Raw genomic sequence first — 22488 nt, 5'->3', positions numbered from 1 at the left:
CGTCCGGGGGTGGCACACTATGTGCGCCGCGCCCCACCCGCGCTTGGGGGGGGGGGGGGGGGGGGGGCGGGGGGTGGGGGCGGGGGGGGGGGGGGGGGGGGGGGGGGGGGGGGGCGCCCCCCCGCCGGCCCCCCCGCCCCTGTACGTCCGTCGTGGTGACGCTCAGACGGTGGTGACGACCTGCTCGTACTCCAGGCGCGGGGAGCGGGGGAACCACGCGTCCGGGCCGGGGCGGCCGATGTTGACGACCATCAGCGGGGTGTGGTCGTCGTCCAGGAACTCCTTGCGGACGCCCTCGAAGTCGAGGCCGGTCATCGGGCCGGCGGCCAGGCCCGCGGCGCGCACGCCGATGATGAAGTAGGCGGCCTGGAGGGCGGCGTTCACCGAGGCGGCACCCTCGCGCACCGGGCGCTCGCTGAAGAAGGCGTCCTTGGCCTGCGGGAAGTGCGGGAAGAGCTGCGGCAGCTCCTCGTGGAACTCGTTGTCCGCGGAGAGGATCGCGACCAGCGGGGCGGAGGCCGTCTTGGGCCGGTTGCCCTCGGCCATGTGCGCGACCAGGCGCTCGCGGGCCTCGGGGGAGCGGACCAGGGTGATGCGCAGGGGGCTCTGGTTGAAGGCCGTGGGGCCGTACTTGACCAGGTCGTAGATCGCCCGCACCTGCTCGTCGGTCACCGGCTCGTCGGTGAAGGTGTTGGCGGTGCGCGCCTCGCGGAACAGCAGGTCCTGGGCGGCGGGGTCAAGGGCGAGTGACATGCGTGAACCTTCTCGGGGGTACGTCGGCCCGTCTGTCCGTGGGGGGACCACGGATGTCCGTGTAGGAGCCACGGACCGGTGGACGGGTCCGACGGTACGCCTATGAAGTTCAATGCTCAACTAAATCTGGAGTCCGGTGGTCCACTTCACAGCTCAGGCCTCCCCGGAGCCCTCCGCCCCGCCCTCCTCCTTCCGCTCCTCCTCCGCGAGCGCCGCGTCCAGCCGGGCCCGCGCCCCCTCCAGCCGCCGCCGGCACACCCCGGCCAGCTCCTCACCCCGCTCCCAGAGCGCGAGGGACTCCTCCAGCGTCGTACCGCCCGCCTCCAGCCGTCGTACGACCTCGATCAGCTCGTCCCGCGCCTGCTCGTACCCGAGCGCCTCGGCCGCCGCCGTCTGCTCCGTCTTGCCGGTCATCCGTCCACCCTCTGTGTATCGACTCGAACCGTGAACTCGCCCTCGGACACCCGCGCCCGCAAGGTCTCACCGGCCTCCACCTCGGCCGGATCCCGCACCGCCTGCCCGTCCGCCCGCTGAAGCACGGCGTACCCACGCTTCAGCGTCGCGGCGGGGGACAGGGCCACCACGCGCGCGTGCGTGTGCGTCAGCTCGGAGTCGGCCCGGTCCAGCTGGTGCCGCAGACTGCGCCTGCTCCGCCCCAGCAGCGCCGTGACCTCCTCCGCGCGCGCCTCGACCATCCGGTGCGGATCCTGCAGCGAGGGGCGGGCCAGCGCGTGCGCCAGCCCGCGCTCCTCCCGGTCCAGCAGCGCCAGGACCGAGCGCCGCGCGCGGTCGCGCAGCATCCGTACCCGCTCGTACTCCTCGCCCACGTCCGGCACCACCTTCTTGGCGGCGTCGGTCGGCGTGGAGGCGCGCAGGTCGGCCACGTGGTCGAGCAGCGGGTTGTCCGGCTCGTGCCCGATCGCGGAGACGACCGGCGTACGGCACGCCGCCACCGCCCGCACCAGCTGCTCGTCGGAGAACGGCAGCAGGTCCTCCACGCTGCCGCCGCCCCGCGCCACGATGATCACGTCCACCTCGTCGACCGCGTCCAGCTCCTTCACGGCCTGGACGACCTGCGGCACCGCGTGCACCCCCTGCACGGGCACGTTGCGCACCTCGAAACGGACGGCCGGCCACCGCAGCCGCGCGTTCTCCAGCACGTCCCGCTCGGCCGCCGAGGCGCGCCCGCACACCAGCCCGATCAGCCGCGGCAGGAACGGCAGCGGCTTCTTGCGCTCCGGCGCGAACAGCCCCTCCCGCGCGAGCGACTTCTTCAGCTGCTCGAGCCGCGCCAGCAGCTCGCCCACCCCCACCGGCTTGATCTCGGCGGCCCGGAGCGAGAGCTGCCCGCGCGGCGCGTACCACTCCGGCTTGCAGTGCACCACCACCCGCGCGCCCTCGCTCACCACGTCCGCGACGGCGTCGAACACCTGCCGGTAACAGGTCACGCCCACCGAGACGTCGTACGACGGGTCGCGCAGCGTCAGGAACACCACCCCGGCGCCCGGCCGCCGCGACAGCTGGGTGATCTGCCCCTCGACCCACACCGCGCCGAGCCGGTCGATCCACCCCCCGATCAGCCGCGACACCTCACCGACGGGCAGCGGCGCTTCCGCAGACGTGTTGAGAGCCATGTCCGCGAGAGTAGTGCGCCCCACCGACAACGCACCGTGACCGGGCCCCCGCGGGCGGCCTTACGATGGGACGCATGACCGCTTCGCCTGGCCGCCGTGTCCTGCTCGCCGCCCCCCGTGGCTACTGCGCGGGAGTGGACCGCGCCGTGATCGCCGTCGAGAAGGCCCTGGAGCAGTACGGGGCCCCCGTCTACGTCCGGCACGAGATCGTGCACAACAAGTACGTCGTGCAGACCCTGGAGAAGAAGGGCGCGATCTTCGTCGAACGGACGGAGGAGGTCCCGCCGGGCAACATCGTCATGTTCTCCGCGCACGGCGTCGCCCCCGTCGTCCACCAGGAGGCCGAGCGCGGCCGGCTCGCCACCATCGACGCCACCTGCCCGCTGGTCACCAAGGTCCACAAGGAAGCCGTCCGCTTCGCCAACGACGACTACGACATCCTCCTGATCGGCCACGAGGGCCACGAGGAGGTCATCGGCACCTCCGGCGAGGCCCCCGACCACATCCAGCTCGTCGACGGGCCGGACGACGTCGCGAAGGTCGAGGTCCGCGACCCCTCCAAGGTCGTCTGGCTCTCCCAGACCACGCTGAGCGTCGACGAGACCATGGAGACCGTCGACGCGCTGAAGGAGAAGTTCCCCCAGCTGATCTCCCCGCCCAGCGACGACATCTGCTACGCCACGCAGAACCGCCAGCTCGCGGTCAAGCAGATGGGCGCCGAGGCGGACCTGGTGATCGTGGTCGGCTCCCGCAACTCCTCCAACTCCAAGCGGCTGGTGGAGGTCGCCAAGCTGGCTGGCGCCCGCGCGGCGTACCTGGTGGACTTCGCCGACGAGATCGACGAGGCCTGGCTGGACGGCGTGAACACGGTCGGCGTCACCTCGGGCGCCTCGGTGCCGGAGATCCTCGTCGAGCAGGTGCTGGAATTCCTGTCGGGGCGCGGCTTCGAGGACGTCGAGATCGTCAAGGCCGCCGAGGAGTCCATCGTCTTCTCCCTGCCCAAGGAGCTCCGCCGCGACCTGCGCGAGGAGGCGGCGGCCCTGGTGGCCGAGCGCGGCGGGTCCGGGGCGGATTCCACGCGGTGACGGCGGAGCGGGTGTGAAGATCACGGAGACGGCCGGTGTGACGGTCCGTCGTACGTCGTAACGTAGGGCCATGCAGATCTTCGGCGTGGACATCGGCGGTTCCGGGATCAAGGGTGCCCCGGTCGACCTGGACCTGGGGGACCTGGCGCAGGAGCGCCACAAGGTCCTCACCCCCCACCCGGCCACCCCCGACGCGGTGGCCGACGGCGTGAAGCAGGTCGTCGACCACTTCGGCTGGACCGGACCGGTCGGGGTCACCTTCCCGGGTGTCGTCACCGGCGGCACCACGGTTCGTACGGCGGCCAACGTCGACAAGGGCTGGATCGACACCGACGCGCGCGTGCTGCTCGGCGACCGGCTGGGCGGCCTGCCGGTGACGGTGGTCAACGACGCGGACGCGGCCGGTGTCGCCGAGATGCACTTCGGCGCCGGCCGTCACCGCCGGGGCACGGTGGTCCTGCTGACCTTCGGCACGGGCATCGGCAGCGCCCTGTTCGTGGACGGCGTACTCGTCCCCAACAGCGAACTGGGCCACCTGGAGCTGCACGGCCACGACGCGGAGAAGCGGGCCTCCAGCAAGGCCAGGGAGGACGAGGACCTGTCGTGGGAGGAGTGGGCGCACCGGGTGCAGAAGTACCTGGCCCACGTGGAGATGCTGTTCTCGCCCGAGCTGTTCATCATCGGCGGCGGTGTCAGCCGCAAGTCCCACAAGTTCCTGGACCACATCCAGGGCATCAGGGCGGAGATCGTCCCGGCCCGGCTGCAGAACAACGCGGGCATCGTGGGCGCGGCGATGCGGGCGGCGACGGGCGCGTAGGGGTCACGGCCGGGCGGGACGGTTCCGCGCGGTGCGCCGGTTGGCCGCCCGGACCCGGCTCGTCCTGCGGGAGAGCACGATCAGGCCCGCGACCAGCGTCCCGCCGTAGAGCCACCCGGCCTGGGTGGCGAGTCCCGTCACCATGCCCATCAGCCGGTCGAGGAGGGCGCCGTCGGCGGCCGGGGCCAGCCCCACGGCGAAGGCGATCGGCGCCACGACGGGCGCGACGAGCAGGTCCCCCTCGCGCACCCACAGCGCGGTCAGCGCGCACACCGGCAGGAAGAGCACGCCGTACACGGTCCCCGGCGCCCCGAACAGCGCCTCGGTCAGCAGACCGAGGACGAGCATCACCAGCCCGCAGAACAGGGTCGAGCCCAGCCCGGTGAGCCGGGGGTTGGGCAGCCGCCGGGCAGCGGGCGGGGCGGCGGGTCGGCCCTCCGGCACACGGGCGGGCCGGTCCTCCGGCACACGGGCGGTCCTCCCGGCCCCGCCCCCCGTCGCCCGCCCCGCCTGCGCGGGCAGCGGTGGCCCGACCGGTCCGGCCGGGCTGTCACGTCGCGGTCCGTACCGTCCGTACCGCGCGGGTCGCGTCCTGTGTTGCTCCACTGCACCAACGTAGGTCGTTTTATGTGCCGAACGGCCCGTCAGACACGCCGGGGATCGCGGTCCGGCCGGACGTTCGACGGATCGCGGGGGCGCGGGCGGGCACGCCGTAGACTGGTGGATCGGCCCACACAGCCCCGTCGGCCGGTCCTCGTCCCCCAACCTCACGTACGGGAAGTCGCAACGTGTCGCTCACGATCGGAATCGTCGGTCTGCCGAATGTCGGCAAGTCGACCCTGTTCAACGCCCTGACCAAGAACGACGTGCTGGCGGCCAACTACCCGTTCGCCACGATCGAGCCGAACGTCGGCGTCGTCGGTGTCCCCGACCCCCGCCTGACCAAGCTGGCCGAGATCTTCGGCTCCCAGCGCATCCTCCCGGCCACGGTCGACTTCGTCGACATCGCCGGCATCGTGCGCGGCGCGTCGGAGGGCGAGGGCCTCGGCAACAAGTTCCTCGCGAACATCCGCGAGTCCGACGCGATCTGCCAGGTCATCCGCGCCTTCAAGGACGAGAACGTCGTGCACGTCGACGGCAAGGTCTCGCCGAAGGACGACATCGAGACGATCAACACCGAGCTGATCCTCGCCGACCTCCAGACCATCGAGAAGGTCCTGCCCCGCCTCCAGAAGGAGTCGCGGATCAAGAAGGACGTCGCGCCGAAGGTCAAGGCGGTCGAGGAGGCCAAGGAGATCCTGGAGAAGGGCGACACCCTCTTCTCCCATGGCGTCGTCCAGGGCACCGAGCGCGCGGAGCTCCTCCACGACCTGCACCTCCTCACCACGAAGCCGTTCCTCTACGTCTTCAACGTCGACGAGGACGAGCTGACCGACGAGGACTTCAAGAACGAGCAGCGCGCCCTGGTCGCCCCCGCCGAGGCGATCTTCCTCAACGCCAAGCTGGAGGCGGACCTCGCCGAGCTGGACGAGGACGAGGCCCTCGAGCTCCTCCAGTCGGTCGGCCAGGACGAGCCCGGCCTCGCCACCCTCGCCCACGTCGGCTTCCGCACCCTCGGCCTGCAGACCTACCTCACGGCCGGCCCGAAGGAATCCCGCGCCTGGACCATCAAGAAGGGCGCCACCGCCCCCGAGGCCGCCGGCGTCATCCACACCGACTTCCAGAAGGGCTTCATCAAGGCGGAGGTTATCTCCTTCGCCGACCTGGTGGAGACCGGCTCGGTCGCCGAGGCCCGCGCCAAGGGCAAGGCCCGCATGGAGGGCAAGGAGTACGTGATGCAGGACGGGGACGTGGTGGAGTTCCGCTTCAACGTCTGATCGCGCGCTTAGAGGCGGCCTGACCTGCGGCGGAGTGGGTCGGGCGGCCTTGTCAGCTCGTGTGCAGGGCCAAGTTGAGTACGACATAGCTGTGGTGCTCGCGCCCATGCGGTGAGCGGACGGTTGATACGAGGACCTCAGCGGTGATCCGACGGTTCGCGTAGGCACTCAACAGGCTGGTGACTTCGTGATCCACGCGCGCCGTGATCACGCCCCGATCGGCCGTCTCGATCTCCACCGTTCCCCGTAGCACGCTGCCGCCGACGAGCCTGCCTGCCAACCGTTCCGCGTGTTCCTCGGGCTGCGCGGCGCGCAGTGCGTCCCGGCACCGCTGGGCGTTTCTTGAGCCGAGGCGGGAGGCACGCACACCGTTGTACGGCGAACTCCAGGTCAGGCTGACATCCGTGCCCGAGTCAGCGAGTACCTCTGTCAGGTCGGCAAGACGGTTGAAGACCCGCCCACCCAGGGGCAGCGCTGTTTCGATCACCGCGTCGATGGCTCCTGGACCTGCCTCCGCCCGGTCGGTGATGTCGAGAACAGTTCCCATCGCGCGGTCCAGCAATGACTCCGTCGAGACCACCTCCGGTAGCGGTAGCTCGACCTCGTCTGCCGGTGCTTCCTCCAGGACCATGCCGTACGACGAGGGAAAGGTCGCTGCGGCGTAGAGCCGTGTTGCTTTTCGGACGGCTTGCGGCAACGGACCGTAGTCGTGTGTGGGGCGACTCTCGTCGAGGGCGTGGGCGACGGTGGTGACGGCCTCCTGGAAGAAGGTCAGCCACTGTCCGAGTACGGACGACTCCATGCGATGTTCCCGGACGGGCGCCCCTTCGAGAGCCAGCCGGAGTGATCGCCGAGCCGTACCGGCTTCGGCGCTGCCGGTTGCACACCCCATGGTCTTCAGCAGTTTGCGCCTCTGTGCCGCGGCGAATTCATCTGCTGACCGCACCGGATGACGACCGTCTGCTTTGACACGGTTGGCCTGCATCCAGGCCCTCAGGGCCTCCTTGTCCGAGGGATCGGGCAGGTTCTGCGGACTGTTCACAGCAGCACCGCCACATACCCTCGCCGGGCCCTCTCGGGGATACCGTTCTGCCCACTCCGGCAGCGCTGCCAGACCTCGTCATAGACCCCGAGGCTCTCGAAGACCTTGTGGTCGCTGGGTGCCATGGCCCCAGTCACCCCCAGGGAGCGGAAGTCCTCTGTCTCGGGAAGGCACAGGACATATGCGTCCACTCGCATGGCATGGCGCGTACACCAGTCCTTGGTACCCAGATTGTCAAGGTAGTCAACCGTGTCGGCGTCCGCCATCGCCCGGGCGTATGCATCTGAAGGTATGAGGTAGGTGACGTCGACGTCCTCGGGATCCACTTTGCCGCTGACGAAGCTTCCGGCGAGCCATAGCCGCCCCACTGCTCCGGTTGTGAGTTCCACCATCGCGTAGTGGGTCCGCAGCTCTCCGAAGAGGTGGCCGCGCGTGGACGAGTCCGTGAAGTGCGCCGCCTTCACCAGTTCCGACTCGACTTCGTCCCAGGTCAGCGGAAACCTGCCCGGGGGAGGGCACTCCGTGACGGGATCGAATGCGGGTAGTGGTGGCATACGGAACCCTTTGGTCAGGTGGTGAACGCAGAGTCAACCTAATGGATCTCTCGGTGATGCGTGGACCGAATGCGTGAACGCGTGGCAAGTCACCGACCCGCAGGAAGTCGGGAAGGCAGTCCTCCACGTCAACCGCATCGGTGCTCCTCGCCGTATGGCTTTTCACGACGCATGGTGAAGACGCTGGAGGAGAAGCCCCGTCTGTCTGGCGCTTACGCTCGTTGCAGCGCAGCGGCCGAAGCGACCCCGGACGCGGTCGACGTGTCGGACGCCGAGTCGGCTCGACGGACCGTCAAGGGGGAACAGGCGCGCCCGGGCATGACCGACGGGAGGCCCACGGCACCCGAATGAGAGACAGGGTGCAGTTCGGTACGACTTCCCGTGTGCGGGTAGCGTGACCGGCGTGTCCGAGGAGCTGCCCGGTTTTCCCTATCACCCCGACCTCTTGGCGACCGGGGCGGTCGTCGCGTCCGGTACGACGTGCCTCTGCTGCGGGGTGGCGCGGGGGTTCATCTACACGGGTCCGGTGTACGCGGTCGAGGAACTTTCCCACCTGCTGTGTCCGTGGTGCATCGCGGACGGCAGTGCGGCTGCGAAGTACGACGCGCACTTCATCGGTGACCCGGTCGGGGACGATGTCCCGCTCGAGGTCGTGAGGTCCGTCGACGCGTGCACGCCGGGCTTCTCCTCCTGGCAGGACCCGCGGTGGTTCTTCCACTGCGGTGACGGTACGGCGTTCCTGGGTGCGGTGGGGGCGGCCGAGCTGGCCGCGTTCCCGGACGCCCGGGAGGAGCTGCGCGGCGAGGCCGGCGCGTGGGGGTGGTCCGCCGGGGCGGTGGAAAGGTTTCTGGGTGCCCTGGACAAGGACGGTCAGCCCACCGGCTACCTCTTCATGTGCCGCACGTGCGGTCGGCACATGGCGTACGCGGACTTCACGTAGCCGCGGTCAGGCGGCTGCTACGGCCGGGTCCAGCCGTTGGCGAAGTCGCATTGGAGGTCCGTCCAGCGGCGAAGCTCGGCGGGGGTGTAGCTGGGGTAGCCGAGGCGTCCCACGCCCTTGACCCACTCGTCCCACAGGCCGCCGGGCTCCGTGAAGCGGTCGGCGTGGTGGGTGCCGAGGTGGGCGTCGAGGCGGAGGAGAGCGCCCAGGGCGGAGGGCTGGTCGTAGTGCAGGTCGGCGCGGGGGAGGTAGCGGTCGAGGTAGGCGGTGAGGATCTCGGCGTCGGCGTGTGTGCCGAAGCGGGCCAGGGTGAAGCAGTAGGCGCTGCCGGAATAGCAGACCTCGCTGGCCAGGAGCAGGTCGCCGATGCGTTCGTGGAACCGTTCGCGGCGGTCGACGCCGATCAGCCAGGCGGCGGTGAGGCGCGAGCGCCATTCGTACCCGAGGAGGGCTTCCAGTTCCTCGTCGTTGATCGCGGCGGCGTCAGCGATCATGTGCCGGGTAAAGCGTGTGGTGTGCCACCACCGGGGGCCTAGGAACCGCCCGCCGTTCAGCACGAGATAGCGCGGGAGGCCGCCGTACATCCTCGTCACGTAGCTCTCGACCACATGGCCGTAGCCGGTCTCCTCGGGGTGCTGGGACGGCATCGGTCACCTCTCCGGGTGCAGGTCGGTGCGGTCGATCCAGGTGGGGGCGACGAAGATGTTGTCGGCGGTGGGGGCTTCGGGGGCTTCCAGTAGGGACCAGGTGCGGGACTCTTCGACCAGGTGCTCCCAGGGCGCGGTCCAGTCGAGTTCCCAGTCCAGGCCGGGGCCGGAGACGCCGTACGTGCCGCCGGCGTCCACCCGCCAGAACTGGGAGTAGAGGATCACCTGGGCGTGGTCGGCCAGGTCGTTGATGATCTCGGTGAAGTGGGTCGAGGGCCAGCCAGGGGCGTCGTCCACGGTGGCGGCTCGTAGGCGCGCGGTGAGCGGCGGGACGACGGGGATGCGGGCACCGAGTTCGGTCAGGGCCCAGCGGATGCCGACGGGCTCGGTCCAGTCCGGTGGGGTCGCCCGTTCCAGGCAGGCGCGGTAGGCGCGGCGCAGGGGCTCGGTGGCGCCGTCGATCTCCAGACTCGCCAGGGCCATGGCCGCCCATTCGCGGACGGTCGGGTTGTCGCTGTCCAACAGGCCGATGAGAGCGGGGCCGCAACGGGGATCACCCACCTCCTCGAAGACCTCGATGGCGGTCAGCTGACCGAAGCCGCCGAGGGAAGGCAGGCCGTTGATGACGGCGGGTATGGCGTCAGCGCCGATCCAGATCAGCTCCGCACGGGCGTCGTAGGACTCGTCGGCCTTGCCGTCGAGCTGCTGGACGAGTGTCTCGATGCGAGAGGTCATGACGCGGAGTAGTCCCGGCGCCAGAAAGTGGGGAGCCACCAGCAGAGCACCGAGCGGTCGTCGGGCCATGGGGCGCGGTCCTCGGCCGCCCAGTCCTCGAAGGAGTCGCGCGTCAGATCGATGGGTCGCCAGGCGGGGTCGAGTGGCTCGTCCTCGGCTGGCGGGCGGACATACCGGCGGCCGTGCTCGTCGCAGGCGCCGAAGTCCTGGTAGTTCCGCTGGGCCTCGATCAAGGAGACCTTGTTCGCGCCGCCGCCCATGGTCGGCCAGCGGAACTGGACCCCGTCGTCCTCCCAGAAGCAGACGGGGCAGATCTCGTACGAGCCGGGCATCTCGCCCAGCACGCGGTGCCCGCAGCATGGGCAGGGGTAGCGGTCGCTCACCCGGGCAGTCTCCTTGCCGGTCCCGCTGGTGCGCCATGGATTTCTCGGCCTCCGCCCGCCCGGCCGGTCCGCAGCCAGTCCGCAGGACACTCGTAAACGGCCGTCGGAAGCCAACGCATGCCAACCAGAAAACCCCAGTTCAGAGCCCTGGACGGGGCTCTGTCGCAGGTCAGGATCAGCCCGCAGACATTCCGCTTCAACGTGTAGGGCGTTTTCCCTTGATCGTCAAGAAGGCTGGTCAAGGCGCATAACGGCAGGTCAGAGGCCAGATCTTCGGATCTGGCCTCTCCTCGTTCATCCGTTGGAACCTGTTGTTGCGCGTCCCCGTGGTGACTGGGTGGTGACTCCCCGACTGAGCCCGGATCGCTCTGACCAGGAGTTTCTTCCGGCAGGGGTTCAAGCGTCGACGCAGTGCTCCCCGAAGCGCCGACACGCCTTGAAGCCTACCGATCGATATTACCTGGAGTGACGATGTTGGGCGTTTTCCATAACGTCATGTAAGTTCCAGCCGCACAAAGTAAAACCTCCAGGGGGCAACCCTGGGGGCACGCGCCCGGGAACAACCGGGCGCTGACGCGCAACTGAAGGGATTAGCTTCAGCCATGCGCGTCCATCGTGCGCGGCGGACCTCTGCCTATGTGCAAGTCCCCAACGCCATCGCTCGGCACGGTTCCCTGAGCCTCGAAGCGGTTGGCCTCCTCGTTCGTCTCCTCTCCCTCCCCGATGGTTCGGGGGCAACGGTCGAGAGGACCACCGCCCAGTTGTTCACGGCCTTGGCCGACCACGAGGGAAGGTCTCTCATCTCTCGGACCGTCGCCCTCCCGGGCGTGGCCAAGCATCTTGAGTTGCAGGCCGGCGAGGCTGCCGGGGAAGCCGCGGTGGCCATCGACCGCATCGAGGCGGACATGACTCCGAGGAAGCGCACCGGTACCAGGGTGACCGGGCAGGACATCGAGGAAGCCCGCGAGAGGCTGTGGCCGAGGGGAGAGGCGAGAAGCCGACCGTTGCCCGCGTCTGCGAGTTCCTGGGGATCTCTCCTGCCGCCTACCACTGGAACCATCCCCGGACGGTCTGACTCTCCGAGGGGTCCGTCCCTGCGGGGCGGGCCTGTCACACCTTGGTGAGAGACTGACAAGGTGGAGTGGGTCGAACGGGCAGCGCGTCCGCTCCGTGGTGTCCTACAGTGCGAGGGCGGCGGAGACCAGGAAGCGGTTCCCAGTGGCCGAGCACCGCACGAACGTTACGGTCGTCAAGGTTCCGATCTTCGGGGGGAAGAGCTGATGCCCATCAGTGTGGAAGGCATGTCTAGGAATTTGCAGGGCGCGGTCATGGACTTGGCGTTCAAGGGCGTGATCGAGTTGTTCAAGAACGCCGAAGACCGCTCCTTTGCGTGGGACGAGAGTGGAGACATCCGCGCAGCGGCCACCTTCAACGTCCTCCCTGAGCGTCCGATCCGGGTGGAGGTCGTAAAGCGCCGTAACGGCCTTATCAGTGTGCAGTTCCCTCCGGTCAAGGTCATCAAGGGGCAAGCGAAGAAAAAGCCGCCTCGACGCTGAGGTGTGAAACAAAAAGGGCTTGCCCCCCGTTCAAGCAGCGGGTTCATCATCTCTCAACCCGAGGTAGACCAACCGAACCCGGAACGGTTCACTCCCTCCGGCGCGCTTGGCATGAGGTGGGTGGTAGGCAGGTCGGAAAAGGGCCGCAGCGCGGGTCCGCCGCCTCTTCGAAGACCTCGATGGCGGTCAGCTGCCCGAAGCCGCCGAGGGAGGGCAGTCCGTCGATGAGGGCGGGGACGGCGTCGGGGCCGATGCCGATCAGTTCCGCGCGGGCGTCGTACGACGGGTCGGTCGAGTCGTCGAGCCGCTGGACGATTCTCTCGATGTGGGTGGTCATGGACGGTCCCGGCGCCAGAAGGCGGGGAGCCACCGGCAGAGTACCGAGTGGTCGTCGGGCCACGGGGCGCGGTCCTCGGCTGTCCGGCCCTCGAAGGAGTCGGGTGTCAGGTCGATGGGGCGTCGGGCGGGGGCGAGCGGCTCGTCCTCGGCCGGAGGGCGGACGTACCGAAGGCCGTGCTGGTCGCAGGCGCCGGAGTCTTGATGGTTGCGCTGGGCCTCGATCGGGGAGACCTTGTTCGCGCCGCCGGCCGTGGTGGGCCGGCGGAACCGGACCCCGTCGTCCTCCCGGAAGCAGACGGGGTGGATCTCGTACGGGCCGGGTATCGCGCTCAGCACGCGGTGCCCGCAGCACGGGCGGGGGTAGGAGGCGCTCACCTGCGTAGTTTCGTCGCAGGTCCCGTCGGCGTGCCATGGATTTCTCTGCCCTGAAGGTGCCCCGCCGGTCCGCAGGACACCCGTGAACGGCCGTCGGGAGTCGGCGCACGTCGACGAGGAAAGCCCGGGTCGGATCCCTGAAGGAGGCTCCGCCGCAGGCCAGGGTCTGGCTTCGGGCATTCCGGTTCAATGTGCGGCGGGTGACGTGCCGCCATGGTGCCGGTCCGGCGGACGTGCGGGTCGGACCGGGTCCGGCGCGGCGGCGTGTGCCGGCCGGCTGCCGGTGCGCGGAAGCGGAACGTCAGGTCAGGGAAGGTGCCGCTGCTCCACTGGCGGACTCTCCCGTCTCGTCGGTGATGGCCCACACTCCGTCGACGAGGCACAACGACCGGTAGGCGTCTCTGCGGGTCTCCAGCCTTTGCAGCAGCGCGTGCCCGAGGCAGAGAACCACTTCATGTCCGTCATAGGATTCCAGGTTGAGCACTGCCGCCTCGACCTGGCCGATCTCGGTGATGAGTACGGGGACGGCATCCTTTCCTCGGACAACAGCCAGGCCGATACGCGCGTAGAGAGAGGAAATGAGGGCCGATCCGCTGGCTTTCGCAACCAGTTCCTGATGGGCGTCGCCCCGGGTTAACTCGGTTATTTGTGTCCGCGCGTGCCGGAGAACCTCGATGAGGTCCTTCGTCTCGTTGATGCTGGTTTGTAGTGCCAAGGGCGGTTGTTCGTCCGACCGGTCGGCCTTGCCGCGACGATGTCTTCGCATTCTTGTGCTCCGGAAATATCCTGCGACTTCGTTTTATTTCCCTGACGGCTGCTCGCGTGCAGCGGGGTGGTGTGACGTGGGACCGTCACACCACCCCGCTCGCCCTAAGCCTGCGTGAGCGCTACTTTAAACCCACGTCTTGCCTGCGGCGTTGGACTTCAGTTTGTGTTTCTTGACCGCGTCCTTGCAGAATCGGCAAGCGGTCTGTTTCGCTTTCCCGTACGTCCAGGCTGTGATCTTTCCGCCCTTGCTCCGTCCGATCTTGTTGTTGTACTGGTCGGCTTTGGAGTCGCGCTTTGCGGCCTTGCTTTTCCCCGCCTTCTTTTCATGGGCGTTGCCCAAGGCCTTGGCCAAGTAGGAACCGACCGCCCAGGTCAGCATGGCCTGCCAGATGCAGTGACGGTAAGCGTTCTGCTTCGCCTTGTTCGAGTACCTCTTCTTGGCCTCGCCCAGGGCCCAGTGGGTGATGTAGACCATGTCCCCGCACCACAGCAGGAACAGGGCACAGATCGCGGCCTCGGGAACGAGACCGTTGATGCTGTAGTTCCCGCTGATGTCGTAGCAGTTCACCGGATCGGCGGAGCAGTAGTCGTAGGAACTGGCGTTTCCTCCGATGATGCGGTCGACGGAGAGGAAGCGTCCCGTACTCGCGTCGTAAAGGCGGACACCCATGAGCGTGACCGCGCTCGGCGTCTCCGAGGAGCGCTGCTCTCCACCGAGCCAGCCGTAGCGGGCCTCGTCCGTTCCGGGAAGGAGGTTGCCGTACTCGTCGTAGGCGTTGACCACGGGGGTGGTGGCGTCCACCAGGGGGATCTGGGTGGCCACGTCGCCGTGGATGTTGGTGAGCTGGAGGATCACGTCACCGGCGGAACCGGTGGTGGCGATCAGGCCACCGGTCAGATCCGACAGGTTCCGGGAGATCCTGCTGTCGCCCTCGCTGATCCACGTGGGACTGTCTCCGTCGGCCCCGTAGTGGTTGCGAACCGTCGCCGAGGTGGCCCAGGCCCCGCTGTCGTCCTGGTTCTCGGTGGTGTACGAGGCGAGCCGCCCGGCCGCGTCGAGGTCCCAGGTGGTGCGCTTGCCACGTGCCGTGATCTGGCGGACCAGGTCGTTGGCGTAGTAGGAGTTCCGGGCTCCGTCGGCCTGGGACGTGGTCCGGCCGAAGGCGTCGTAGGCGGTTCCGGTGGAGATCAGCCGGTCGGCGCTGTCGTAGGACGAGTCGACCGTCGTGGTGGTGGGGTCGCCACCGTCCACGTCGTCGATCGTGGTGACCAGCGAGGTGCGGTTGGTGTTGTCGTCGAATCCGTAGGTGCGGTGGGTGGTGACACCGGTCTGGGTGTCGTCCGCCTTGGTGAGCCGGCCTGCCGCGTCGTAGGTGTACGCCTGGTACGCGCCACCGCCGGTGTAGGTGGTGCGGGAGACGACCTGTCCATGGATGTTCTCGCTGATCGACTCGCCCTGCACGGTCCAGCCGGATTCCCAGTGCCAGTAGCGCGACGTTTCGCTGCCCGTGGGGTCCAGGTTGAACTCGACGTCCATGTTCCACGGCAGCTTCTGCCGGTAGAGGCGGCCGTCGGAGTCGTAGGAGCCGGTGACGTCGCCGATGGTGCCCATGACCGAGTCGTGCACCCGGGTCGGAAGACCGGTGAGGCTCTCGTAGTCGTACGTGGTCTCCGAGGGAGCCGAGTCGGACCGCTTGGTGACCCGGTCCCGGACGTCGTACTCGGTACGCGTGACGTTGCCCGCGCCGTCGTCGTACGAGATCTCACGGCCGAGCTTGTCGGTGACGTGGCGGACTGTGCCGGCTCCGTCGGACATGGTGGCCACCTGCCCGTTCGCCGCGTCGAACGTGATGGTCTGCGTCGGCACCGCGGTGCCGATTCCACCGCTGACCTGGACCTGCTTGCCGCGGCCGGCCGCGTCGTAGGTGGTGACGGTGGTGCGCGTCACGCCATTGGCTGTTTCGGTGGTCTTGGTGATGTTGCCCCAGCGGTCGTACTCGAGGGTCTTGACGGGGAGCTCATCGGGGTTCGATCCACCGCCGGTGATCTTCCCTGCCGGGCCGCTGGAGCAGAGCAGGTCCGCCCACTCGGGGCGTCCCGAGCAGGACCCGGTTCCCGTGGCGGACCAGTACCGGGACACCATCGTTCCGGCGTCCGAGCCGTTGGACTCGGGCTGCGCGTTCTTGGTGATGCGCCCCTGGGCGTCGTAGGCGGAGGTGCGGGTCAGCTTGAGCCCGCCCGGGTCCGTGGTGGTGCTGGTGGGGAGTCCCTTGACCCAGTCGTAGGCGGTGGCGGTGGTGCGGACGTCGCCGTCGGCCGGGTACCCCTCGACGAACGCACCGGTCGTGCTGGTGGTCGCCTGGTCGGAGACCAGGGCGGAGCCGTCGGTCGGGCGTCCCTCGTCGTACCGGGTGACGGTGTGTTCCCGCGCGGGTACCTGGGTGCCGGCCGGTATGTCGGGGCTGTCGGCGTCGCCCTGGAGCTGCTTGGTCAGGGTGACCAGGTGCAGTGGTCCCTGCTCCGCCAGCATCCGTCGGCCGTCGTCGGAGTACTGGGCGACCGTGGCCAGCTTGTACGCGCGTTCGGCCGGTGAGTCGGAGAGGATGCCGAGTTCGCTCTGCGTGTCCACCTGGTAGTCCGCACTGCCGAGCGCGAGCTCCCGGTTGGTGGCTCCCAGCTCGAAGACCACGTTGCCGTGCGCGTCGTACTGCGTGGTCGTCAGGTGCCGGCCGGGCAGGCCGGTGTTGACCTGAAGTCCGGAGGCGTTGGTGTAGGTGGTGATCGCCTTGTCGTAGTCACCCGCGGCGAGGTCGTTCCCGCTGTGGGAAGCGGGCACCTGGTCGGCGGGGAAGAGGGCGGTGGCGTCCGTGGGCGCGTCCGTCTGTCCCCAGGTCTTGACGTCGGCCGCGGCCACCTGGTTGGGTGCCTTGGCGCCGGAGAGCGGAACGTCGTAGACGAGGGAGACCGCCGCCTTGCCGCCGTCGGTCTCGTCCGCGCTGCCCGGCTTCAGGGTGGGGCGTGAGGCGGACAGCAGCATGCCGTCGCCTGCCACCGAGCCGGCGCCCGCCTTGCCGTACTCGAAGGTCCACGGCAGCTCGCCCGGCGGGGTCTGGGTGACCACACGGCCCGCGCTGTCGTAGGTGTAGGCCGTCTTCAGCGCCGGGGAGACGCGCGGGTCCCACTGCTCGCGCAGGCGCCCCGAGGCGTCGTAGGCGTAGGTGGACACCACCGTGGCCGTGGCGTTGGCCGCGCCGGGATCGGTGGACCAGACGCGGATACGGGAGACCTGCCCTGCGTAGTCGCCCAGCGTGCCGCCGGTCGCCGTGGTCGTGGTGGCGTACTGGTACTCCAGGATCCTGCAGCCCTTGGTGGAGGGGGTGTTGGCGCAGGTGTCGTTGCTCACCGCGGAGGTGGGGGCGATCGCGTACTTCGGGCGGGACAGCACCTTGCCGTCCACGGTGACCTTCTCCGCGATCAGCGAGGTGGTGGAGTTCTCCGTCGAGAGCGAGGTCTTCGTGAGCTGCCAGGTCGTCGCGGATGCGTCGATCTTGGTGAACTGCGAAGTCGTTCCCTCGGTGTCCTTCAGGGTGAAGGAGCTCGTCAGGCTGCCGGTCAGCGTCAGCGCCTCGGCGCCCTCCTCGGGCTTCCACCCGCCGCCGCTGATCGCGGTGAACCCGGTCTCCTGGCCCTCGATGTCCACCAGCGCGACAGAGGCGCTCGACGTCTTGCGTATGTACAGCGACTCGGAATCGGAGAGTTCCGCGACGGTGCCCGCGGTCCACTGAGGACCGAAGATGGCCACCTGTCCCTCCTGCTGTCCTCCGTCCGCGGGGCGGCGGGAGGAAGCGGTGCGGCTTGCCGTCAGACCGAAAGCCGAGCTGTCCGTCGCCGACAGCACGTAGTCACCGGTCAGCATGTTCACGTCTCCCGGGCCGGCGGCCTGGGTCGGCGCGGCGCCCGCGTTGCGGTCGACCGTGATCGAGGTGGCCGGGGAGGCGTCGGTGCTGGATCCGTCGGTGAAGACCGCGCGGAGCTCTATCGAACCGTCCTCGGCGAGGCTGTCGGTGATGTTCCACACCAGTGCCTCCGGCAGGCCGCCGGTGACGGGAGCCGGCCAGGCGGTGAGGGCCGTGCCGTCCGACTTCCGGCGCACGTCGGCGACGGGGACGTCCTTCCAGGTGTCCGTCTCACCGCGCCGGTACTGGTAGCGCACCCCGGTGTCGGCGGTCTTGCCCTGGCCGGTCAGTACGGTCCGCCGCGCCGGGCGGTCCCCCTGGGCCGGGGTGAGCAGTGCCGCGCCCGAACCCGCGTAGAAGGTGAAGGCGGTGGTGCCGGAGACGTTGCCGGCGGCGTCCTTGGTGCGTGCGGTCAGGGTGTGCTTGCCCGCGCGGAACACCGGTTCGGCCGTCACCGCCGCGCCGGTGGTGGCGATCGACTGCCAGGCCCCGCCGTCCAGCTGCCACTGGACTTCCTTGACGTCGGACGACGGCGGAGTGAGGGTGAATTCACCGCTGAAGTCACCGCTGTCGTCCGGGCTGCCGGACCACTGGCCGGCCGGGAAGTCGCTGGAGGCGACCGCGGTCACGGCGGGGGCGGTGGTGTCCACCGTCAGGGTGCGGAACGCCGACCAGGGGCCGGTCGCGGAGCCGTCACCGGCCCGTACGCGCCATTTGTAGGAGCCCGGCGCGAGGGCGCTGGGCGTCCAGTTGGCCTGGGCCCCGGAGGCGACCGCGGCACTGCTGCCGGTGCGCAGCGCGGACGTGCCGGTGGAGGTCCACACCTCGTAGCCGAGGGTGACCTGCGAGCCGTCGCCGTCCAGGGCCTTGGCCGACAGCGTCGGGGTGGTGTCGTTGGTGGCCGCGGCGCCGAGCGGGGCTATGAGCGTCGGCACGCCAGGCACCGAGTTGTAGGTGACCGACAGGTAGGGCGTGTTGGAGGACGCGTTGCCGGAGTAGAAGCGCTTCCAGCCGTAGGGGTCGGTCTCGTCCGTGGCGCGCAGACCGAGGTGGTTGGTGCCGTTGCCGTTGGCTGCCCACGACTTCACCAGGCCGGTCACGTCGGCGCCGACCCAACCGTCGTTGCAGGCGCTGGAGTATCCCTTGGTCTGGGTGCTGGTGGCGTACCGCGTTCCCCAGTCCGGCTGTGCCGTCCAGCGCGAGGAGGTGCTCGCGGCTCCGGTGGACCAGACCTCCCAGCCCTTGGCGGTGCAGGACCACGAGTGGTACGCGAACAGGTTCAGCTTCGCCGCGGTGATCTGCTTGCCCGTGATGTTCTTCATCGGGAAGGACAGGAACGACCGCGCCACCTGTGAAGAGCCGTTGTTGCCGAGCTTGAGGTCGGTCGAGGCCGACTGGTCGGTGGTGTACCCCTCCTGGACGAAGGTGTCGAAGCTGGACCCCACGTTGATGGCGGGGTCGATCGTCACCGGGAACTCCGTGGAGGTGTCGGCCAGGAACTCGGCGTCCGGCGTCAGGGTCAGAGTGACGGTGTCACCGTCCTGGGCGACCTTCACCTTCACCTGAGCGGTGCGCTCGTGCTCACCGGATCTGGCGTCCACGCGCGCGTCCCACATGACCGGCGCGGGCAGCACTCCCACGGACCTGCCCTTGGCGTCGGTGAAGGAGACGGAGCCGTCCGCGTTCGCCTTCGCCTTCATGCCATCGGCCGTCAGGCTGTAGGAGATCGCCCCGTTCGCGTCGACGGCGCTGCGGTCCTTGAGTTCGAGGAACTGCTCGTAGCCGGTGCGCGTCGATTCGATCAGGAGGTCCGTCGAGGGCAGCGCGCCGCGGTAGCGGGCGATGTTGTTCTCCTCGCCCTCGATCCGCGGCGCCGGGAGGGCGCCGTACCAGCCCAGTCGCATCCGTTGCCCGGTCCGGCCCTCCAGCGTCACCAGGGGGACGCCCGCTGAGCCGGTTGTCCTGCCGGCGCTCTTCAGGCCCTTGGGGGCCGCGGACTTGCCGGCCAGGCGCAACCCGTGCGGGTGCTGCCGGGCGCCGACCGAGCCGTCCGACAGCTTCCGCAGGGAGACATCGATGTCCTGCCAGCGGCCTTGGTCGTCCTTGAGGCGGATCGGACCGGCGTACGCCTGCTCGGTCACCGAACCGTCCGGGTTCACGTAGACCGTGGACGTCTCGGTCCGGGCGTCCAGAGCCTCGATCCGCCGGTTCTGTATCTTTGCCTTCAGCCGGGCGGCGGCCACCGAACCGGCTGTTGCCTCCCCTCGGTCCTTCGCCTGTTTCACCTGGTCGGCAGCCGGGCTTTGGAAGCCCACAGCCGCCGCCGTGCTGGTGTTCCCGACGAGCACCGCGGCTTCGAACGCCATCGCCAGGGTGACCGCTGTCGCCACCGAGCGCAGGTGTCTTCGCCGGGGCATGGGGAGGAAGGGCTGGGCGGACGGATCGTTCGGTCCGCTTCCTGCCCTAAGGAACGTGGCTGTCAAGCTCACTCCTTGCAACGGTGCGGGTTCATCCCGCAAACACCGAAGATCTTTACACGGTGCTCACATGTGTCATCCGTTGCGCGCCAAAGTGATCATCTTCTGGTCAAAGGTTGGCAGATAATGATGGTCGTTGTTTCGCGTTGAAGGAAGCCCGAAATGTCACAGGAGGGGACGCGGCGCGGGTGACCAGGTCACCGGAGCCGATCGGAACATCCTGAGGGGTCGCCGTGACGCAGGTGGGCACGTGTACAGGTGCGGGGGCTGCCGCCGTCACGCCCTGCCCGGGGTGCGGCCTCAGTCCGAACAGCTGGTCGTGGACCCGTCGGCCGAGGAGGTGACGGCCACGCGGTAGCCGACTCCGGAGTCGAACTCGGGTCCGGTCCTGGTCTCCTCCGCGTCGAGGATTTCCTTGGTCAGGAAGTAGACGTCCAGCATCGCGGAGTTCTCCGCTTCGTCGCGGGTGAAGCACAGGTTCGTGGGCCGATCCGCCTTCGACGACCGCCGGGTGGCCGGGGACGGCTTCCAGCCCTCGCGCTCCGCCGCGGCCCGGTAGTGCTGTGTCACGTCGGCCTTGTCACCGGGAAAGACGTAAGTGCGCTCGGCGTACAGCTGCGCCTCGCCGCTGTCCTCCCAGCAGCCGGCGTCAAGACCTTCGAAGCCCCCGGGCTCGATCGTCCCCTGAGGCCGGGAGTCGAGGACGCCGTAGGACTTCAGATCGTCGACCCGGCTCTCGGTTCCCTCGCAGCCCGAGGTGGAGGCGGCGTCCGCGATGGTCTGGCACCCGGTGAGTGCTCCGGCCGCCCACACGGCCGCCAGCAGGGAAGCGGTGCGCCGCCTGGTTCCTTCACGGGCTGCCAAGCCGACTCCTATGGTTGACGCACCAGGGTGACTGACTTCACCACTCGGTACCAGATGGGTACGGTCGGTGACATTACCACTTGTTCCACCGGACGCATGTGAACTCCAACTTTGTTGCTGCGCAATGGGGTTGGGCGCTCAGGGAACGTCGGGCCGTCACGGCACGCGCGACGCCCGGGGTGACGAAGGTGGCTGAATGAAGGTCAGGAGCCCGCGGTAGGGCTGTCGGGGTGCAGGGGCAGCACCATGCGGAAGGTGGCGCCCCGGCCCGGGGCCGCGTCGACCTCCATGCGGCCGTGGTGGGCGCTCACCGGGGAGTGGACGATGGACGGGCCCAGGCCGACGCCGCCGTCCCGGGTGCGGCCGCGGGCGTGGTCGACCCGGTGGAAGCGGTCGAAGACGGGGCGGCCTGCTCGGCGGTCAGGCCCGGCCCCTCGTCGCTCGGCTCCAGGACGGCCAGGCCGCCTCGGGTGCCGACACCGATCCGTACCGGGGTGCCCGGCGGGACGGGTCACCGCCCGCGATGGCTGCCGCGGTCGTCTCGATCCGGCGCAGCGGGCGCGGTCCGGCTCGTACGGCGAACCAGCCGATCGCGCCGAGCAGGGCGAGCACGAGGGAGTCGATCGCCGGCATGCGCAGGCCCAGGTGCCGGATCGTCGTGCCGGCCTGGTCCAGCGAACCGGCCACCACGACGCTGCCGCCTGCCGTGGTGTCTGCCTGCCCGAGCGGCACGGCGATCACCCGCCGGTTCTCGCCGCCGCCCCTGGCCGTGGCCTCGAACGGCCGCTCGTCGCGGGCCTCGACCGCCGCCCGGTCGAGCTCCGGCAGCCGGGGTGCGCCGGTGGCGGCCGGACGCGGTGTCCACCGGACACGCCCCTCGGCGTCGAGGTAGGCCACGTAGACGTCGCCGGTCAGCTCGCTCTCCACCACGTCCCGCACCCGTGGCCCGGTGCCGCCCGGAATCCCGGCCAGGTCGGGCAGGCGGGCGGCCGCCGAGGCGGCGGACCGCAGCCGCTCGTCCAGTCGGCCGACCAGCTGGCGTTGCAGCAGGGTGACCAGCAGCGCGTTGCTGGCCGGCAGGGCGGCGACCACCAGCAGCAGGCAGATCGCCACCAGGCGGCCACGCAGGGACAGTCGTCCCAGCGCCCGGCGGGCGGACGGCAGCCTCACGGCCGGGGTCTGCGCAGCACGCAGCCGATGCCCCGCACCGTGTGGATCGGCTTCGGCTCACCTGTGTCGATCCTGCGGCGCAGATGGCTGATGCAGGAGGCGACGATGGAGTCGTCACCGCCGAAGTCGTAGCGCCGGACCCGCTCCAGCAGCTGGTCCCGGGACAGGACCCGTCCGGCGTTCTCCATCAGCACCCGCAGCAGACTGAACTCGGTCGGGGACAGCTCCACCGACCGGCCGCCCCGGATCACCTGACGGCTGTCCGGGTCGAGCTCCGGATCACCCACGACCGGCAGGCCGTCCTGCCGGTGGCCGCCGGTGCGGCGCGGCACGGCCTGGATGCGCAGGACGAGCTCCTCCAGGTTGAACGGCTTCGTGACGTAGTCGTCGCCGCCCGCCCGCAGCCCGCCGATCCGGTCCTCGGCCGCGTCACGGGCGGTCAGGAACAGGAGTGGGAGGCGTGTCGGGACAGGGGCTTCTGCCGCGGTGAGGGGCGTGGTCGGGAAGTACCCGTTC

21 protein-coding genes and 1 pseudogene are annotated in these 22488 nt (G+C 69.4%); 5 read left to right on the top strand and 17 right to left on the bottom strand.

The window, feature by feature from the left end:
- Positions 1–162 precede the first annotated feature (162 nt).
- From ACH5AO_RS13590 to xseA, 3 genes are all read right to left on the bottom strand, one after another.
- On the bottom strand, positions 163–753 hold the full coding sequence (locus ACH5AO_RS13590) for a malonic semialdehyde reductase (protein ID WP_398924405.1): 591 nt from the start codon (positions 751–753) through the stop codon (positions 163–165).
- Positions 754–906: 153 nt separating this feature from the next.
- A complete protein-coding gene (locus ACH5AO_RS13585; protein ID WP_398924404.1) occupies positions 907–1167 on the bottom strand; it encodes an exodeoxyribonuclease VII small subunit in 261 nt (86 codons plus the stop codon).
- The gene (gene xseA, locus ACH5AO_RS13580; protein ID WP_398924403.1) at positions 1164–2387 is read right to left on the bottom strand and encodes an exodeoxyribonuclease VII large subunit; all 1224 of its coding nucleotides are present in this window, start codon (positions 2385–2387) and stop codon (positions 1164–1166) included. The genes ACH5AO_RS13585 and xseA overlap by 4 nt, the downstream gene beginning before the upstream one ends.
- A gap of 65 nt (positions 2388–2452) precedes the next feature.
- Between xseA and ACH5AO_RS13575 the strand changes: the two genes are divergently transcribed.
- Positions 2453–3472: a 4-hydroxy-3-methylbut-2-enyl diphosphate reductase gene (locus ACH5AO_RS13575; RefSeq protein WP_398924402.1), complete on the top strand. Its 1020-nt coding sequence runs from the start codon at positions 2453–2455 to the stop codon at positions 3470–3472.
- Between the two features lie 70 nt (positions 3473–3542).
- Positions 3543–4289 carry a polyphosphate--glucose phosphotransferase gene (gene ppgK, locus ACH5AO_RS13570; protein ID WP_398924401.1) on the top strand — a complete coding sequence of 249 codons (747 nt, stop codon included), beginning with the start codon at positions 3543–3545 and terminating at the stop codon, positions 4287–4289.
- Positions 4290–4292: 3 nt separating this feature from the next.
- Here ppgK and ACH5AO_RS13565 read toward each other — a convergent pair whose 3' ends face one another.
- Complete coding sequence (locus tag ACH5AO_RS13565) at positions 4293–4757, bottom strand: DUF6542 domain-containing protein (RefSeq protein ID WP_398924400.1); 465 nt, start codon at positions 4755–4757, stop codon at positions 4293–4295.
- Between the two features lie 320 nt (positions 4758–5077).
- Here ACH5AO_RS13565 and ychF point away from each other — a divergent pair, with 320 nt between their 5' ends.
- Complete coding sequence (gene ychF / locus ACH5AO_RS13560; RefSeq protein WP_398924399.1) at positions 5078–6166, top strand: redox-regulated ATPase YchF; 1089 nt, start codon at positions 5078–5080, stop codon at positions 6164–6166.
- Between the two features lie 52 nt (positions 6167–6218).
- Here the strand turns inward: ychF and ACH5AO_RS13555 are convergent, their stop codons facing one another.
- Both ACH5AO_RS13555 and ACH5AO_RS13550 read right to left on the bottom strand, forming a co-directional pair.
- Positions 6219–7208: a hypothetical protein gene (locus tag ACH5AO_RS13555; RefSeq protein WP_398924398.1), complete on the bottom strand. Its 990-nt coding sequence runs from the start codon at positions 7206–7208 to the stop codon at positions 6219–6221.
- Complete coding sequence (locus ACH5AO_RS13550) at positions 7205–7762, bottom strand: DUF6932 family protein (protein ID WP_398924397.1); 558 nt, start codon at positions 7760–7762, stop codon at positions 7205–7207. The genes ACH5AO_RS13555 and ACH5AO_RS13550 overlap by 4 nt, the downstream gene beginning before the upstream one ends.
- A 403-nt stretch (positions 7763–8165) precedes the next feature.
- Here ACH5AO_RS13550 and ACH5AO_RS13545 point away from each other — a divergent pair, with 403 nt between their 5' ends.
- Positions 8166–8702: a CbrC family protein gene (locus ACH5AO_RS13545; RefSeq protein ID WP_398924396.1), complete on the top strand. Its 537-nt coding sequence runs from the start codon at positions 8166–8168 to the stop codon at positions 8700–8702.
- Between the two features lie 17 nt (positions 8703–8719).
- Here the strand turns inward: ACH5AO_RS13545 and ACH5AO_RS13540 are convergent, their stop codons facing one another.
- The 3 genes from ACH5AO_RS13540 to ACH5AO_RS13530 are packed head-to-tail and all read right to left on the bottom strand — an operon-like array spanning position 8720 to position 10467.
- On the bottom strand, positions 8720–9349 hold the full coding sequence (locus ACH5AO_RS13540; protein WP_398924395.1) for a DUF6000 family protein: 630 nt from the start codon (positions 9347–9349) through the stop codon (positions 8720–8722).
- A 3-nt stretch (positions 9350–9352) separates the two neighbouring features.
- Positions 9353–10084, bottom strand: a complete 732-nt coding sequence (locus ACH5AO_RS13535) for a HEAT repeat domain-containing protein (RefSeq protein ID WP_398924394.1) — start codon at positions 10082–10084, stop codon at positions 9353–9355.
- Complete coding sequence (locus tag ACH5AO_RS13530) at positions 10081–10467, bottom strand: CPCC family cysteine-rich protein (protein ID WP_398924393.1); 387 nt, start codon at positions 10465–10467, stop codon at positions 10081–10083. Before ACH5AO_RS13530 ends, ACH5AO_RS13535 begins: the two co-directional genes overlap by 4 nt.
- A gap of 1280 nt (positions 10468–11747) precedes the next feature.
- On the opposite strand from ACH5AO_RS13530, the gene ACH5AO_RS13525 reads away from it, so the two are divergent.
- Positions 11748–12023, top strand: a complete 276-nt coding sequence (locus ACH5AO_RS13525; protein WP_398924392.1) for a hypothetical protein — start codon at positions 11748–11750, stop codon at positions 12021–12023.
- Positions 12024–12111: 88 nt separating this feature from the next.
- Here ACH5AO_RS13525 and ACH5AO_RS13520 read toward each other — a convergent pair whose 3' ends face one another.
- From ACH5AO_RS13520 to ACH5AO_RS13485, 8 genes and pseudogenes are all read right to left on the bottom strand, one after another.
- Positions 12112–12360, bottom strand: a complete 249-nt coding sequence (locus ACH5AO_RS13520; RefSeq protein ID WP_398924391.1) for a hypothetical protein — start codon at positions 12358–12360, stop codon at positions 12112–12114.
- Positions 12357–12737 (bottom strand): CPCC family cysteine-rich protein, encoded by a 381-nt coding sequence (locus tag ACH5AO_RS13515; protein WP_398924390.1) that lies wholly within the window; start codon positions 12735–12737, stop codon positions 12357–12359. Before ACH5AO_RS13515 ends, ACH5AO_RS13520 begins: the two co-directional genes overlap by 4 nt.
- Positions 12738–13038: 301 nt before the next feature.
- Entirely contained in the window at positions 13039–13503 is a 465-nt protein-coding gene (locus ACH5AO_RS13510; RefSeq protein ID WP_398924389.1) for a hypothetical protein, read from the bottom strand.
- A gap of 126 nt (positions 13504–13629) precedes the next feature.
- Entirely contained in the window at positions 13630–19878 is a 6249-nt protein-coding gene (locus ACH5AO_RS13505; protein WP_398924388.1) for a DNRLRE domain-containing protein, read from the bottom strand.
- 360 nt (positions 19879–20238) lie between these two features.
- Entirely contained in the window at positions 20239–20802 is a 564-nt protein-coding gene (locus ACH5AO_RS13500; RefSeq protein ID WP_398924386.1) for a hypothetical protein, read from the bottom strand.
- Between the two features lie 203 nt (positions 20803–21005).
- Positions 21006–21317, bottom strand: a complete 312-nt coding sequence (locus ACH5AO_RS13495) for an ATP-binding protein (protein ID WP_398924385.1) — start codon at positions 21315–21317, stop codon at positions 21006–21008.
- The gene (locus ACH5AO_RS13490) at positions 21223–21972 is read right to left on the bottom strand and encodes a hypothetical protein (RefSeq protein ID WP_398924384.1); all 750 of its coding nucleotides are present in this window, start codon (positions 21970–21972) and stop codon (positions 21223–21225) included. Before ACH5AO_RS13490 ends, ACH5AO_RS13495 begins: the two co-directional genes overlap by 95 nt.
- Positions 21969–22427, bottom strand: a pseudogene (locus ACH5AO_RS13485) (response regulator transcription factor); the annotation flags it as partial. The gene ACH5AO_RS13490 and the pseudogene ACH5AO_RS13485, both read right to left, overlap by 4 nt.
- Positions 22428–22488: the final 61 nt, after the last annotated feature.

Origin of the sequence: Streptomyces sp. NPDC018964 (genome assembly GCF_044390325.1) — a bacterium.
Classification (GTDB): Bacteria; Actinomycetota; Actinomycetes; order Streptomycetales; family Streptomycetaceae; genus Streptomyces.
The sequence above is the reverse complement of the archived record's forward strand: the minus strand, read 5'-3'. Positions and strand labels throughout refer to the sequence as shown.

Coding starts and splice junctions, on each gene's coding strand:
- ACH5AO_RS13525 (WP_398924392.1), top strand. CDS start 11,748: ATGCCCATCAGTGTGGAAGGCATGTCTAGGAATTTGCAGGGCGCGGTC.
- ACH5AO_RS13535 (WP_398924394.1), bottom strand. CDS start 10,084: ATGACCTCTCGCATCGAGACACTCGTCCAGCAGCTCGACGGCAAGGCC.
- ACH5AO_RS13540 (WP_398924395.1), bottom strand. CDS start 9,349: ATGCCGTCCCAGCACCCCGAGGAGACCGGCTACGGCCATGTGGTCGAG.
- ACH5AO_RS13585 (WP_398924404.1), bottom strand. CDS start 1,167: ATGACCGGCAAGACGGAGCAGACGGCGGCGGCCGAGGCGCTCGGGTAC.
- ACH5AO_RS13575 (WP_398924402.1), top strand. CDS start 2,453: ATGGGACGCATGACCGCTTCGCCTGGCCGCCGTGTCCTGCTCGCCGCC.
- ACH5AO_RS13590 (WP_398924405.1), bottom strand. CDS start 753: ATGTCACTCGCCCTTGACCCCGCCGCCCAGGACCTGCTGTTCCGCGAG.
- ppgK (WP_398924401.1), top strand. CDS start 3,543: ATGCAGATCTTCGGCGTGGACATCGGCGGTTCCGGGATCAAGGGTGCC.
- ACH5AO_RS13550 (WP_398924397.1), bottom strand. CDS start 7,762: ATGCCACCACTACCCGCATTCGATCCCGTCACGGAGTGCCCTCCCCCG.
- ACH5AO_RS13510 (WP_398924389.1), bottom strand. CDS start 13,503: ATGCGAAGACATCGTCGCGGCAAGGCCGACCGGTCGGACGAACAACCG.
- xseA (WP_398924403.1), bottom strand. CDS start 2,387: ATGGCTCTCAACACGTCTGCGGAAGCGCCGCTGCCCGTCGGTGAGGTG.
- ACH5AO_RS13505 (WP_398924388.1), bottom strand. CDS start 19,878: ATGCCCCGGCGAAGACACCTGCGCTCGGTGGCGACAGCGGTCACCCTG.
- ACH5AO_RS13520 (WP_398924391.1), bottom strand. CDS start 12,360: ATGACCACCCACATCGAGAGAATCGTCCAGCGGCTCGACGACTCGACC.